The sequence below is a fragment of the Bdellovibrio bacteriovorus str. Tiberius genome, from assembly GCF_000317895.1.
Taxonomy (GTDB): domain Bacteria; phylum Bdellovibrionota; class Bdellovibrionia; order Bdellovibrionales; family Bdellovibrionaceae; genus Bdellovibrio; species Bdellovibrio bacteriovorus_F.
On the sequence record NC_019567.1, the window covers coordinates 3,975,435 to 3,988,594 of the forward strand.

Below are 13,160 nucleotides of genomic sequence, written 5' to 3' on the forward strand. Positions count from 1 at the left end.
CAAATTACTTGTTAGAAGGTTGGAAGATTGCTTTGAACTCTTCAAGAGCTGCCAACAATGCTTTTTTAGTATCGTCAGCAATCGCTTTCTTCTCAGAGATAGTTTTGATGATCTCAGAGTGCTTGTTTTTCAAGAACTCGATCATTTCTTTTTCGTATCTCTTAACGTCTGTCTCTGGGTATTGGTCAACGAACGCGTTACCAGCAGCGAAGATCATGATGATTTGCTCTTCAACTTTTACCGGAGAGTATTGAGGCTGTTTCAACACTTCAATCAGACGACGACCACGAGCAAGCTGTTGCTGGGACGCTTTATCCAAATCGGATGCAAACGCAGCGAATGCTTCCATGGAACGGAACTGAGCAAGCTCAAGTTTCAGGGAACCTGCAACTTGTTTCATCGCTTTAATCTGAGCCGCACCACCCACGCGAGAAACGGATTTACCTACAGAGATAGCTGGACGCACACCTTTGTAGAACAGATCGGATTCAAGGAAGATCTGACCATCAGTGATGGAGATAACGTTGGTAGGGATGTAAGCAGAGATATCGCCCGCTTGAGTCTCGATGATTGGCAATGCAGTCAAAGAACCGCCGCCTTTATCAGCAGACAATTTGGAAGCACGTTCCAACAAACGGCTGTGGCAATAGAACACGTCACCTGGGTAAGCTTCACGGCCCGGAGGACGACGAAGAAGCAAAGACAATTGACGGTAAGCCTGAGCTTGTTTCGTCAAGTCATCGTAAACGATAAGAGCATGTCTGCCAGTATCGCGGAAGTATTCAGCCATAGCTGTACCGGAGTAAGCAGCCAGGTATTGAAGTGGAGCTGGGTCAGAGGCATTCGCCGCGATGATAGTGGTGTACTCAAGAGCACCCGCCGCACGCAGTTTTTCAACCACTAGAGCTACTGTGGATTGTTTTTGACCGATAGCTACGTAGAAGCACTGAACATTCAAACCTTTTTGGTTGATGATAGTGTCTACTGCGATAGTTGTTTTACCAGTTTGACGGTCACCGATGATCAATTCACGCTGACCACGGCCGATTGGTACAAGGGCGTCGATCGCCTTGATACCAGTTTGAAGAGGTTCTTCAACCGGGTGACGGTAAACGATACCAGGAGCTTTGGTTTCAACGATACGGGAGTGAGGCGTGTTGATAGCGCCACGGCCGTCGATCGGGTTACCAAGGGCGTCTACAACGCGACCAAGAAGAGCTTCACCTACAGGTACGGAAACGATTTTTTTCGTTCTTTTAACTACGTCGCCTTCTTTGATGTGACGGTCTTCACCGAACAACACGGCACCAACGTAACCTTCTTCAAGGTTCAGAACCATTCCGTATACTTCGCCTGGGAACTCTACAAGTTCACCAGCCATTGCGTTTTCAAGACCATAGATACGAGCAACCCCGTCCCCTACGGAAAGAACGCTACCTGTTTCACTTACTTCAATCTTTTTGTTGTATTGATTGATTTGCTCTTTGAGAACGCGACTGATCTCGTCAGCACGGATTTGTGTTTCCATTGTTAGTTGGCTCTCCTGTTTAGTTCTTCATTTAATTTTTTAAGATGAGTGTCGATGCTGTCATCGAATGTCCAGCCGCCTACAGTGGCAACGATGCCACCAAGCAGTTTTGGATCCTGTTCGTAAGTCAGAACGATTTTCTTATTCAATACTTTAGTGATTTTTTGCTCGATGTCTTTTTGAGCATCTGCCGCCAGAGGCTGGGCAGAACGAACCACTCCGCGAGTCACGCCCTCTTCCAAATCAAGAAGATCGCGGTATGCGAAGGAAATTTGCTCAAGAACACCGAAGCGGTTTTTTTCAGCCAGCAGAACAAGTGTGTTCACCACTTCTTCAGAAACACCTTTGCCGGACAAAGACGCTTTTACCGCTGTGATCTTCTGATCAGAACCGATCATTGGATTTTCGAAATAGTTTTTTACAGAGACATCGCCCGCGAAGGACTTCACCAGTGCCTGCAGTTCTGCGTGCACTTGAGTGTGGATGCCTTTTTGCTTTGCTACAGCCAGAAGGGCTTTTGCGTATCTTTTGGAAATCTCGCTGACTCTCATCGGCTTACACTCCAACGTTGTTGATGAAATCTTTTTGCAGTTTTTGTTGATCAGAAGAACCAAGATCCTTCGTCAAAACGATGCGAGCGGCTTCAACAGAATCCTGCAGAAGCTGGGTGCGAAGCTCTTTTTGAGCGCGCTGAACTTCAAGACGTGCTGTCAGTTCGGCATCAGTTTTAATACGCTTGGAAACGTCGTTGGCTTCATCAAGGATCTGTTTTTTCAGGTCTTCAGCGTGAGTCTGTGCTTTGCGCAGGTTCTCTTCGCGAGTCAGATCCAGATTTGCCAGTTTGTTTTTGATATCAACGAATTCTTTTTCAGCCTGTTCACGCGCAAAAGCGGATTTTTGAGCTGCTTCCAGGTAAGCCGCTTTGCGGCCTGCGAAGAAGGAAACGATAGCATCTTTTGTGAAATAGATGATCGCCGCAAACAGGATCGTCAGGTTGATCGCCTGGAACATGATTGTGGAAGTTGGGATATGATTGTCACCGTGATGACCGCCACCTGCTGCAAATACTGCTGCTGGAGCCAGAAGTACCAATAGATTCAAAATCAATTTCATATGCATTACTCTCTTATTTACCAAGAAGCTTGCTGGTGATTGCCATTGCTACAGAGTTTGTCTGGGACTTCAATTCGCCCGCTGCAGTTGCTACCGCAGTTGTGATTTGAGTTCTGTTGTCCTGAACAAGTTTGTCCGCCTCTGTGCGGGCTTTGGAAACTGCAGATTCGTAATCTTTGTTCGCCTGAGATTTGGCCGCATCGATGATGGATTTCATCTGGCTGTTCAAGTCACGGGTTTTAACCTCGTACTCGGTCTGCAACTCTACGGATTTATTTTGATATTCAAGAGCAAGATCTTCGCCGCCCTTGGTTCTTCTTTCTCTTTCTTCCAATGCGTGAGCATAAGGACCGAAAACGACTTTGCTTAAAAAGATCAAAGCGATTGCGAAGAACACAAACTGAATGCCGGCCGTGGTATTGATACCTAGTTGTGCAAAAATGTCCATTTTGTTGAAATCCCTACTGATTTTTTGACCTTCGGAATTAGCATTGGCGGCCTGAACAGGTCAAGGCGTATTTCTAGATGATAATGTTCGCTGCCTAAGACTTAGGCATGTAGGACGCACCCTCGAAAACGACCCCTTCATCGATGCGCAGACTTGGGGATGTTACGGTGCCTTTAAAGATGGCTGGAGGGTGCATTATAACCCTGCGACGGGCAAAGAGATTTCCCTCAACCCGGCCGGAAATAACGATGGTATCGGCTTCGATTTGGGCCGTTACAGAGGCCCCTTCGTTAATAACGATGGTGTCCTTGGTAAAGATTTCCCCCTTAAAGTCACCGCCAATTTGAACAGTCCCCTCGAAGCTGAGCTTTCCTTCGAAATGGGTCCCCTGGTCAAGGATTGCCGTCACATGACCAGTTAAAAGATCTTCTTGGAGTGCGGGGGAAAGGTTTACTGCCATCCTTCTTTAAGCCTATCTACCATATTGGTCAGTTCATCATCGGAATAGAAATGAATGGTGATTTTACCTTTTGAATTGGCGTAATCAATGTTCACTTTCGTACCCAGCATTTTCTGAAGCTCATCGCTCAAACCAGAAATCAAACGCTGAGTAACATTAGAATCAAAAGTTGGTGCCTCTTCAACTTCATCGTTACCTTTCACGACGGCTTGCACCATTTTTTCAAGCTTACGAACCGCGATTTTTTCGTTCACAACTTTTTTCGCGAATTCCAGCTGCTTCTTTGGATCCTGCAAAGAAAGAAGGACTTTGGCGTGACCCACGGAAAGTTCGTTTCCAGAGATCATCTCTTTCACAGAATCAGGCAAAGACAATAGACGAACAGCATTCGCCACGGTCGCACGGTCACGGCCGACTTTTTCCGCCACCTGCTGCTGAGACAACTTAAACTCAGAAATCAGGCGCGCATAACCTTCGGCTTCTTCGATCGGATTCAGATCTTCACGCTGAATGTTCTCAACAATCGCCAGTTCCAGCGCTTGTTTGTCATCGTAATTCTTAAGGATAACTGGAACTTCATGCAGTCCCGCCAGTTGGGATGCACGCCAGCGGCGTTCACCGGCCACGATTTCCAGTTTCCCGGATACCGTACGACGAGCCACGATGGGCTGAAGAATACCGTTCTCTTTAATAGACTGAGCAAGCTCCTGAAGCGGTTCTTTCTCAAATGTTCTACGAGGCTGGTATTGACCAGGTGAAAGCTTATCAATTCCCACTTTCCAGATTTTGCTCTCAGGATCTACGGGAGGGGCGACGGGTGTCGCTACTTGAGGAGCAGCCGCTGGAGCGGGAGTTGAAGCTACAGTATTATTAATAGATGTGGCAGCAGCAGCTTTCGGAGCTGCCGGAGTTTGTTCCGGAGCAGGGCCACCCAACAAAGAGCCTAAGCCGCGGCCAAGACCTTTTTTCTTGTTTGAGGATTCTACAGCAATATCAGACATTTAAATTCCCCTTCTTATGCCATCTGTTCTGTCTGTGGAGCCATCTCTGGCGTCACTTTCACTTCTGAGCGCACGATCACTTCACGTGCTAGCTCAAGGTATCTCACTGCGCCGATGGATTTGCTGTCGTATTCGAAGATGGATTGACCATGGCTTGGTGCCTCGCTGAGGCGTACATTTCTTGGAATGATGGCGTTGAATACTTTCTCGCCAAAGTGGTTCTTAATCTCGGTCACAACTTGGTGACTTAGATTATTCCGGATATCAAACATCGTCAGAACGATGCCTTCGATATGCAGTTGAGGATTCAAATTCTTTTTGATTAGTCCTGCCGTATTCAAAAGCTGACTAAGCCCTTCAAGTGCATAGTACTCACACTGAAGAGGCACCAGGAAACTGTCCGCCGCATTCAGGGAATTCAAAGTCAAAAGACCCAAAGATGGAGGGCAATCAATGATCACGAAGTCATATTGATCAGCCACAGTGGCAATCGCCTGCTTAAGACGGTATTCACGCTGCGGCATATCAACCAATTCAATCTCCGCACCCACTAGGTCAGGATTAGCTGTGGATACTTGAAGGTTTGGATTGGAGGTTTTTTGAGTAGCCTCGGTCAGAGTTTTCTCGCCGATAAGCACATGGTAGCTATTCGCATCCTGGCTATCGTATCTTTTGATACCCAAACCGCTGGAGGCATTCCCCTGAGGGTCCATGTCGATCAAAAGAACTCTTTTTCCAAGAGACGCCAAGGCGGAGGAGAGGTTCACAGACGTCGTTGTCTTACCAACACCACCCTTTTGATTCGCTATGCAGATTGTTTTTGCCATTTTTCCTCCTTGAGATAAAAAAGTCCTCCTTTTTGCGTGAACATTCAAGAATAAAGACTAGTTTTTCGCGCCACACCTTATGTTTTTCGCTGTTTTTGCCGATGTTCCACGTGGAACAAGTGTATTTATGAGATTAATCACCCTGTGCATCCTCAGTTTGTGCCTCTTAGCCTGTAATAAGCCCGATCCACATCCGGAGCTGAAGGATCCTATATACACCGACTACAAATCACAGCTTGGCGCCACATCCGCTGCCCTTGAATCCGAAAAGAAAGGTCTTGAGGGTTTCGAGAAAGAACTGGCTGAGGTAATTCCACAAACAGGTCAAATTAAGTACGCCCAAAAGCGCGTGCGTGAATCAAAAGAAAAGATCGTCCGCCTGGAGCAGGAAAAGCAGTATCTCGAACTAAAAATCGAGGCCCGCCGCAAAGAATCCATACGCTCTTATAATAAAGCCTTTAAAAAGGGCGAGACTTGGCCCGACCCGCAAGAGTGGGCGTCCTATCAGACCGAGCAGCGCTTTAGAAACGCCAAAAAAAGCTGGGATGTGAAAGAAAGAATGAAAGAAGTCGGCCTTGGGGAAGAAAAAACCCCCGAACCAGCGGCCGGGGGTCATCATTAGTGTCTTTTTGAATGTTCCACGTGGAACATCACGCGATTTTGTCTGTTTTCACCACTGAAAACTTAATAGCCCCGATCGGAAGCTTGTATTCCCCCACAAGGGAGGGCGTCCATACGGAACAAAGCTGGGTCGGGATATCTCCCACTTCAATCCCCCACTCTTCGCTCTTCAGGTGATAGAAAACGCCACCCTTAGGGACCACTTTCCGGGTTATCATAATAGACTTGGAAATATTCGCCAGGCCCCGAGCCATCACATAGTTCATGGATCCGTCCGGGAAAGATTCAATGGTTTTGTTCTCGACCGTCACATTTGCGAGCTTTAAAACACCCGCGACGTGGGTCAGGAACTCGCACTTCTTCTGATCGAACTCTACCAGGACCACTTGCACCTTCGGGTACAAAAGAGCGAACACCAGACCCGGGAAGCCGTTGCCGGACCCCAGGTCATAGATTCTATCTAGGTTTGGATTGGATTTCATGATGGCCTGAGAGGCCAGAATAGAATCAGCAAAATGAAGAGCGTCGGCCACAAAAACCGTTTTGGCTGAAATAAGATTCAGAGTGCGGTTAAACTTTAGAAGCTCTTCGTGATAGGTCTTAAGTCGAGTCCTGAGATCTGGACTTAGATCAGGGAACCACTCATCAATGCGCCAGTATACTATCGGTGCTGCCTGTTCCTGATTGTCCTTCAAGCCCCATCTCCTTGATCTTTTTATGACCTTTTAGATGGATCATTATAGCCTGAATAGCGGATGGATTAACACCACTTATCCTTTGAGCTTGACCTAAGGTACGGGGCTTGACGCGTAGCAGCTTATCCTTCTCTTCATTGGAAAGACCGCGGATTTCACCGTACGCCAAGTCGTCTGGAAGTAGCATTTCTTCCAGTCTTTTTGACTGAACGATGAGGTCCATCTGGCGTTTTACGTAACCCGAGTACTTCACTTCAATTTCAACCGGCTCAACTACATTTGGATCCGGATCCAGCTCGAAATTCAGAAGTTCCAAGTGTGAACTCGTAAGTTCAGGACGACGCAGCAACTCTTCGAAAGTTAAAGACTTCGACATAGCTGGAGTCGGAATTGTCGCCAAAATAGCCTGGATATCTTTGGTCGGATAAAGCACGGTATTCTTCAAACGATCATGCAAAACCTGACGGCGCTCACGCAGATTCGTCAAAAGCTCAAAAGACTCTGCAGAAACAAGACCCAGTTTGCGACCCAGGTCACTCAACCTGTCGATAGTATTGTCTTCTCGCAAAACCAAACGGTGTTCTGCGCGCGAAGTGAACATGCGATACGGTTCGCGCGTACCTTTCGTCACAAGATCGTCGATCATCACACCCATATAGGCTTGATCGCGACCCAATATGAATTCCTCACGACCCAAAATACTGTGAGCCGCATTGATTCCGGCAATCAGACCCTGAGCGGCTGCTTCCTCATAACCGGAAGTTCCGTTGATTTGACCTGCCAGGAACAACTGACGAATTGTTCTGGTTTCCAGGCGATGCCAGATCTGAGTCGGCTCAATATAGTCGTACTCAACCGCATAGCCGTATCTTGCAACTTTCACGTTCTCAAGACCCGGAATGGTTTTTAAAAAACGATCCTGAACTTCTTCAGGAAGACTGGTGGAAATACCCTGCAGATAAATCAAATCTGTGGAAAGACCTTCCGGCTCCAGGAATGTCTGGTGACTGGTTCTTTCGGCAAAACGAGTGATCTTGTCTTCAATCGAAGGGCAATAACGAGGGCCCACACCTTCAATAATCCCGCAGTACATAGGGGATTTATCCAGATTCCCACGGATGATATCATGGGTTTCTTCAGTGGTGCGGGTCAGGTAACAAAGCACCTGGGGAAGTTTCAATTTATCGGAAGAGCGGAAGCTGAAAGGATAAACCTTTTCATCCCCGGCTTGTGGGACCGTTTTAGACCAGTCGATGGAATCTTTCAGCAAACGTGCCGGAGTTCCGGTTTTAAGTCTTTTTACTTCAAAACCAAATTGCGCCAACTGATCAGACAGACCGATGGAAGGATGATCCCCTACACGACCGCCGGCTTCCTGGCGAAGACCGATATGCATGACCCCGTTCATGAACGTGCCGGTGGTGATGATGGTCGCTTTGGCGAAAATTTCAGAACCATCCTGCAGAACCACGCCCACACACAGATCCTTTTCCAGAATCAGGCGTTTTACTTCACTTTGAAGAACCTCAAGGTTTGGCTGGTTGTACAAAGCATCTTTTTGGAACTGAGAATACAAATGCTTGTCGTTCTGAACACGGGTGCCGCGAACTGCGGGACCTTTCGAGGCATTCAAGCGTTTGTACTGGATGCAGGTTTCATCAGCTGCAACACCCATCTGACCGCCCAGCACATCGATCTCTCGAACCATGTGTCCCTTGGCAAGGCCCCCGATGGACGGGTTGCAACTCATATAACCGATACGATCCGTGTTGGTGGTGACCATCAGAGTGTTCAAACCCAAACGTGCGGAAGACAGACACGCCTCAATACCCGCGTGGCCGGCACCGACAACAATCACATCATATTTTTTGTTAGCCATAATTATTTCCCGATACAAAACTCTTTAAAGACCCGGTCCATGATCTGATCATCAAACCGCTTCCCTAAAGTTTCGTGAATCGCAATGAGAGCTTCTTTAAACTCAAGAGCCAAAAACTCAGCACCTAACCCTTGCGCCACGACTGATTGTGAACGTTGGGTGTTTTCAAGGGCGCGGGAAAGATTCTCAAAATGACGGGCATTGGAAATCAACACTGTGTTTTCCACCTGCAAATCGGCGAACTCTTTCACCAGGTCCTTAAGCACCTCGGAACGCACCTTTTTATCAAGAGCGCTGACAAAGAACACCCTTCTTGTGAAGAAAGCCGCGGGGTCTGTAAGTTTTTGGAAAAATTTACTGTTTTTAATTGTTTTTTCGACAGTTTCCAGGGGTTTAGACCCCCCAATTTTGTCGGTTTTATTGGCCAGAATATAGGTTTTCGCCGGATCCAAGGACTCCAGAATCTGAAGTTCCTCAGCCCCCAGGCCCTTTTCGATGTCGTAAACAAAGAACACCACATCGGATTCATTCTGAGCTTCATAACTTTTCTGAATACCGATCCGCTCCACCAAATCGGTGGCTTCATCACGAAGACCGGCGGTATCCACGAAAGTGAATTTCACACCCTCGAAAGTCGTATCCCCGTGAATCACATCACGTGTGGTGCCTGGGATGTCCGTCACAATGGCACGTTCATCTTCCAGGAACAAGTTCAGCAAACTTGATTTCCCCACATTCGGAAGGCCCGTCAGAACAATGCGGAAACCATCTTTCAGCAGACGTCCCACTTTAAAAGTGGCCACCAGCTCTTTCAGACCCGCTTCGATTTTTTTTAAACGAACCTGAATGATATTTTCTTCGATGACTTCAATGCCTTCGGTGGAAAAATCAATACTGGCTTCGGCGTGCGCCAGAATCCAGGTCATGTCGTCTTCGATTTCTTCAAGCTTTTGGGAAAGGGTCCCTTTAAGCTGGCGCAGAGCCAGTTTCGCGGCCTGCTGACTTTGGGATTCGATCAAAGAAAGAACGGATTCCGCCTGAACCAGATCCAGCTTTCCGTTCATGAACGCACGGAAAGTGAATTCCCCGCGATCCGCCGGACGAGCACCCAGATTGATCAATTGATTCAAGATTGTTTGGCAGATCAGCGGGCTTCCATGGCAGGAGATTTCAATAACCTCTTCACCGGTGAAAGAGCGGCCTTCTTTGAAGTAGGTTGCCAGAACCTCATCAATCTCATCGCCTGATTGGGAGTTTTTCAGATTCCCGAAATAGACTTTGTGAGACTCAGGATGTGCCGGCAAAAACTGGCAGATTTTAGAGACGATATTTAAAGTCTGGGGGCCACTGATTCTGATAACAGAGATTCCGCCCACTCCGTGAGGAGTGGAGATCGCACAGATTGTATCCTTATCACGATCTTGGCGGATCATAGGCCCCACTTTAGGGCTCACTAATCGTGAGCCACTTCCTCGTTACCAGCAGCGTTTGGATTGCCGCCTTTAGCTGGATAAATTTTGATTTTTTTGTACAGACCATCACCCAAAGAGCGGCTTTTTACGCGCGGATCCTTTGCCAGGTACTGGTGAACAACTTTGCGATCTTTCGGCGGAAGAGCTCTGTAATAAACAGACTTCCCCTGCTCGATGCAGATTGCTTTCAGATTTTCCGCGCGCTCGATCAGCGCATTTGCGGATTCATCACGGTATCCACCGCAGTCCACTGTGATATTTGTCTTATCGTCAGGGAAGTTGTGCTGGATCACGCGTTTCAGGAACAACTGGAATGCATCCAGCATCTGTCCTTTTTTGTCTTTCAGAATCTCTTCATCAGCGCCAGAGAACTGAACAGCCAAAGTTACGGAGCCGTCTTCTTCTTTCTCGGTCACGATCTCAAAAGACAGTTCAAACTGAGCTTTCTCGATGATCCCTTCCAAAGTTTTTTCAACAAGGGCTTCCACTTCGTTGTTAGCACCTTTGCTTTTCCCCCCGAAAAGCTTACTAAAAAAACCCATTATGCCTCCTATTTATAAATAAAAAATAATTCTAAAACTTTCACCCAAGGACTAAGCAGTTACCGCTTTGGTCTTTGGCTCTCTCATGATCAGCCATTGCTGGATGATACCAAACAGGGTGCTGACAACCATGTAAAGAGTCAGACCGGCTGGAAGCTGCAACATGAACAAAGAGAACACCACTGGCAGGAACGCCATGATTTTCGCCTGAGTCGGATCCATCGTGCTTGGAGTGATCTTCTGCTGGATGAACATGAAGACCGCCATGGAAACCGGCAACACATAGAACTTATCGTGAGAGCTCAAATCCGTGATCCAGAAGATGAACGGAGAATTATAAAGTTCGATGGAAGAACCAATCACGCGGTACAGAGCGAAGAACACCGGAATCTGAAGCAGCATCGGCAGACAGCCACCCAGAGGATTTGCGCCGTTTTGTTTCATCACGGCCATCATTTCCTGGTTCAAACGCATTGGATCTTCTTTGTATTTTTCACGCAAGTTTTGAATGATCGGCTGAACCTTTTGCATCGCCTTCATGGATTTGAAAGACATGATATTGAACGGCAATACGCACAAGCGAACCAGCAAGGTCAGAATGATGATCGCAAAACCCCAGTTGCCAACAACCGAGTGAGCCGCTTTCATCACATAAAGAAGCGGACGAGCGATAAAGCCGAAGAAACCAAAATCAATCAGGCTTGCCATCTCTGGATCCACTGCTTTCAAAGCATCGATGGATTTAGGGCCGGCATAGAAAACTTCAGAGAAAGTCATTTCAGACTTTACAGAGGCAGGTTTGTAAACCAGTTCAGCCATCGCTGTTTTTGCATTGATCTGAGCGTTCAGTTTCACTTCCGGCATGATTTCAGACTTGTCCAAAATAGCCGCGGCAAAGTACTGGGAACTAACAGAAACCAGGGAAGTTGCCGGGAAGTCTTTCACCACGTCTTCTTTAGCGCCGCTGAAATTCACCGTGTCGTGTTTACCACCGTTATGAGTGACAAAGAAATCCTGGTGCTCATAGGAAGGGAACAGGAAGGAAGTGGATGCGTGCGTGTGGATGGATTCCGGGATCAACAAAGAGAAGCCTTTTTTAAAGTCTTCAGTCGGATTAGAAACGGAAATCGTGTTGGTGAAAGAGGAAGTTTCAGTGTTGAACTTCAATTCACGCTTAATCACGGTTTCACCCACATGAGCCGTACCCACGTAGTGACCTGGAGCCTGTTCCGCCACATCAAACGTCAGGGGTTTTGAATCCCCTGCCCAGCGCATTTCAAACAGACCATCAACATTGGAAACACCCAGCTTGATGTTGTTCTTTTCTTTATCCTGGTAGTTGTTGATGGTGTAACCCTTCAAACCCATACCAAAGCTGGTCATAACAAAGGAAACTTTGTCGTTTTCGAAATGGAATTCTTTCGCCGTTGTTGGCGTTTCCATGATTTCAGATTTTGTATCGACAGTGTTTGCTGTGGCAGCAGGAGTTTCAGAAGTGGTCGCAGCGGTCGCTGAATTTTTAGCCTGTTCGGTTTGAGTCTTAGGCTTATTATAGTCTGGATATTTTTTGCCGAGGTAAGTGTTCCATCCGTAATAAACGATAGCTACGGCGGCCACGGCGATAAGTGTTTTGGGATCAAAGAATGACGGCGTGTTATTCTTTTGTTGCATTGATTACTCCCTTTGCAAGAGGAACCGGATCATAACCATAAGGTCCTCCCGGTCGGCACTTGCAAACCCTTTTGGTGATTAACCAAAGAGCTTTGTGTGTATGATGAGTCTTAATGGCTTCGAGTGCATAAGCAGAACAACTGGGCTCGAATCGACAGGATCCACCTAAGTGAGTGGTGCCGATGGTCCGGTAAGCTCCAATAAACAACCATAAGATGTACTTAAAGGTGTTTTCGTAGAGTTTCCAAACCACGGTCCATAGCTTTGACAAATTCCTCATGACTGAGACCTTTGTAAAAGTTTGCTTCCATAGGTTTAAATATAAGATTGATGTCGGCTTCAAGGATTTGTCCCGCCACAAGGAAGCTGCGGAAATACTCTCTGGTCCAACGCTTGAGTTTATTGCGCACGACGGCCGATCCAGTCTTGCGACTAGCGGTTACGCCAAAACGCAACTGACCTACCTGGTTTCTCTGATAATTCAGAAGCAACCACTTTGTAGGCCAGTGTCTTTTACCCGATTGTTTTAGAGAGAGAAATTCAGAGCTTCTCTTAATTACTTGTGCGGAATTATTTTCCACCAGTAGAAACCGTCAGACGCTTTCTACCTTTAGCGCGACGACGATTTAGAACATCTTGACCAGCTTTAGTAGCCATACGAGCGCGGAAACCGTGTGTGGTTTTACGACGTTTATTTGATGGTTGGTATGTACGTTTCATAACTATCTCCCCAGGGTTTTTTTACGACGCTAAATGACGTCAAAGACACCTATATATGTATTCCACAAAGTTGGTTCCAACTAGATACGTGGGGCATTAATAAAGCACATTGCGACATGAAGGTCAACTGTTGAAAACTTCAGCTCCCCTTGTTAAGAGGACCCAGCGCTTGAGGGGAATCAC

The 13,160-nt window shown here is 47.0% G+C and carries 16 protein-coding genes; 1 reads left to right on the forward strand and 15 read right to left on the reverse strand.

The window, feature by feature from the left end:
* Positions 1-4 precede the first annotated feature (4 nt).
* The 7 genes from atpA to BDT_RS18865 all read right to left on the reverse strand — a co-directional run bounded on the left by atpA (position 5) and on the right by BDT_RS18865 (position 5,377).
* Positions 5-1,528 (reverse strand): F0F1 ATP synthase subunit alpha, encoded by a 1,524-nt coding sequence (atpA, locus tag BDT_RS18835; RefSeq protein WP_015092833.1) that lies wholly within the window; start codon positions 1,526-1,528, stop codon positions 5-7.
* Between the two features lie 2 nt (positions 1,529-1,530).
* Positions 1,531-2,079 (reverse strand): ATP synthase F1 subunit delta, encoded by a 549-nt coding sequence (atpH, locus tag BDT_RS18840; protein WP_015092834.1) that lies wholly within the window; start codon positions 2,077-2,079, stop codon positions 1,531-1,533.
* Between the two features lie 4 nt (positions 2,080-2,083).
* Positions 2,084-2,641, reverse strand: a complete 558-nt coding sequence (locus BDT_RS18845) for an ATP synthase F0 subunit B (protein WP_015092835.1) — start codon at positions 2,639-2,641, stop codon at positions 2,084-2,086.
* Positions 2,642-2,654: 13 nt separating this feature from the next.
* Positions 2,655-3,089 carry an ATP synthase F0 subunit B gene (locus BDT_RS18850; RefSeq protein ID WP_015092836.1) on the reverse strand — a complete coding sequence of 145 codons (435 nt, stop codon included), beginning with the start codon at positions 3,087-3,089 and terminating at the stop codon, positions 2,655-2,657.
* Between the two features lie 94 nt (positions 3,090-3,183).
* Positions 3,184-3,549: a bactofilin family protein gene (locus BDT_RS18855; RefSeq protein WP_011166201.1), complete on the reverse strand. Its 366-nt coding sequence runs from the start codon at positions 3,547-3,549 to the stop codon at positions 3,184-3,186.
* Positions 3,540-4,550: a ParB/RepB/Spo0J family partition protein gene (locus tag BDT_RS18860; RefSeq protein WP_015092838.1), complete on the reverse strand. Its 1,011-nt coding sequence runs from the start codon at positions 4,548-4,550 to the stop codon at positions 3,540-3,542. The genes BDT_RS18855 and BDT_RS18860 overlap by 10 nt, the downstream gene beginning before the upstream one ends.
* A 14-nt stretch (positions 4,551-4,564) precedes the next feature.
* The gene (locus tag BDT_RS18865; protein WP_015092839.1) at positions 4,565-5,377 is read right to left on the reverse strand and encodes a ParA family protein; all 813 of its coding nucleotides are present in this window, start codon (positions 5,375-5,377) and stop codon (positions 4,565-4,567) included.
* 79 nt (positions 5,378-5,456) lie between these two features.
* Here BDT_RS18865 and BDT_RS18870 point away from each other — a divergent pair, with 79 nt between their 5' ends.
* Positions 5,457-5,999, forward strand: a complete 543-nt coding sequence (locus BDT_RS18870; protein ID WP_015092840.1) for a hypothetical protein — start codon at positions 5,457-5,459, stop codon at positions 5,997-5,999.
* A 28-nt stretch (positions 6,000-6,027) separates the two neighbouring features.
* Here BDT_RS18870 and rsmG read toward each other — a convergent pair whose 3' ends face one another.
* From rsmG to rpmH, 8 genes are read right to left on the reverse strand one after another with little or no spacing between them, the layout of a single operon-like run.
* Positions 6,028-6,693 carry a 16S rRNA (guanine(527)-N(7))-methyltransferase RsmG gene (gene rsmG, locus BDT_RS18875; protein ID WP_041578174.1) on the reverse strand — a complete coding sequence of 222 codons (666 nt, stop codon included), beginning with the start codon at positions 6,691-6,693 and terminating at the stop codon, positions 6,028-6,030.
* Complete coding sequence (gene mnmG, locus BDT_RS18880; RefSeq protein ID WP_015092842.1) at positions 6,644-8,572, reverse strand: tRNA uridine-5-carboxymethylaminomethyl(34) synthesis enzyme MnmG; 1,929 nt, start codon at positions 8,570-8,572, stop codon at positions 6,644-6,646. Before mnmG ends, rsmG begins: the two co-directional genes overlap by 50 nt.
* A gap of 2 nt (positions 8,573-8,574) precedes the next feature.
* Positions 8,575-10,005 (reverse strand): tRNA uridine-5-carboxymethylaminomethyl(34) synthesis GTPase MnmE, encoded by a 1,431-nt coding sequence (gene mnmE / locus BDT_RS18885; RefSeq protein ID WP_015092843.1) that lies wholly within the window; start codon positions 10,003-10,005, stop codon positions 8,575-8,577.
* Between the two features lie 20 nt (positions 10,006-10,025).
* Positions 10,026-10,586: a Jag family protein gene (locus BDT_RS18890; RefSeq protein WP_015092844.1), complete on the reverse strand. Its 561-nt coding sequence runs from the start codon at positions 10,584-10,586 to the stop codon at positions 10,026-10,028.
* Positions 10,587-10,637: 51 nt separating this feature from the next.
* Positions 10,638-12,257 carry a membrane protein insertase YidC gene (gene yidC, locus BDT_RS18895; protein ID WP_015092845.1) on the reverse strand — a complete coding sequence of 540 codons (1,620 nt, stop codon included), beginning with the start codon at positions 12,255-12,257 and terminating at the stop codon, positions 10,638-10,640.
* The gene (gene yidD, locus BDT_RS19570; RefSeq protein WP_080602457.1) at positions 12,241-12,537 is read right to left on the reverse strand and encodes a membrane protein insertion efficiency factor YidD; all 297 of its coding nucleotides are present in this window, start codon (positions 12,535-12,537) and stop codon (positions 12,241-12,243) included. The genes yidC and yidD overlap by 17 nt, the downstream gene beginning before the upstream one ends.
* A complete protein-coding gene (gene rnpA / locus BDT_RS19575) occupies positions 12,479-12,838 on the reverse strand; it encodes a ribonuclease P protein component (protein ID WP_051026343.1) in 360 nt (119 codons plus the stop codon). Before rnpA ends, yidD begins: the two co-directional genes overlap by 59 nt.
* Positions 12,828-12,977, reverse strand: coding sequence for a 50S ribosomal protein L34 (gene rpmH / locus BDT_RS19135; protein WP_080602459.1), 150 nt, complete (start codon positions 12,975-12,977; stop codon positions 12,828-12,830). Before rpmH ends, rnpA begins: the two co-directional genes overlap by 11 nt.
* Between the last annotated feature and the right edge of the window lie 183 nt (positions 12,978-13,160).

Bases quoted from the DNA above. Each gene is read 5' to 3' on its own strand.
- atpA (WP_015092833.1), bottom strand. From the start codon at position 1,528: ATGGAAACACAAATCCGTGCTGACGAGATCAGTCGCGTTCTCAAAGAG.
- atpH (WP_015092834.1), bottom strand. From the start codon at position 2,079: ATGAGAGTCAGCGAGATTTCCAAAAGATACGCAAAAGCCCTTCTGGCT.
- BDT_RS18845 (WP_015092835.1), bottom strand. From the start codon at position 2,641: ATGAAATTGATTTTGAATCTATTGGTACTTCTGGCTCCAGCAGCAGTA.
- BDT_RS18850 (WP_015092836.1), bottom strand. From the start codon at position 3,089: ATGGACATTTTTGCACAACTAGGTATCAATACCACGGCCGGCATTCAG.
- BDT_RS18855 (WP_011166201.1), bottom strand. From the start codon at position 3,549: ATGGCAGTAAACCTTTCCCCCGCACTCCAAGAAGATCTTTTAACTGGT.
- BDT_RS18860 (WP_015092838.1), bottom strand. From the start codon at position 4,550: ATGTCTGATATTGCTGTAGAATCCTCAAACAAGAAAAAAGGTCTTGGC.
- BDT_RS18865 (WP_015092839.1), bottom strand. From the start codon at position 5,377: ATGGCAAAAACAATCTGCATAGCGAATCAAAAGGGTGGTGTTGGTAAG.
- BDT_RS18870 (WP_015092840.1), top strand. From the start codon at position 5,457: ATGTTTTTCGCTGTTTTTGCCGATGTTCCACGTGGAACAAGTGTATTT.
- mnmG (WP_015092842.1), bottom strand. From the start codon at position 8,572: ATGGCTAACAAAAAATATGATGTGATTGTTGTCGGTGCCGGCCACGCG.
- mnmE (WP_015092843.1), bottom strand. From the start codon at position 10,005: ATGATCCGCCAAGATCGTGATAAGGATACAATCTGTGCGATCTCCACT.
- BDT_RS18890 (WP_015092844.1), bottom strand. From the start codon at position 10,586: ATGGGTTTTTTTAGTAAGCTTTTCGGGGGGAAAAGCAAAGGTGCTAAC.
- yidC (WP_015092845.1), bottom strand. From the start codon at position 12,257: ATGCAACAAAAGAATAACACGCCGTCATTCTTTGATCCCAAAACACTT.
- yidD (WP_080602457.1), bottom strand. From the start codon at position 12,537: ATGAGGAATTTGTCAAAGCTATGGACCGTGGTTTGGAAACTCTACGAA.
- rpmH (WP_080602459.1), bottom strand. From the start codon at position 12,977: ATGAAACGTACATACCAACCATCAAATAAACGTCGTAAAACCACACAC.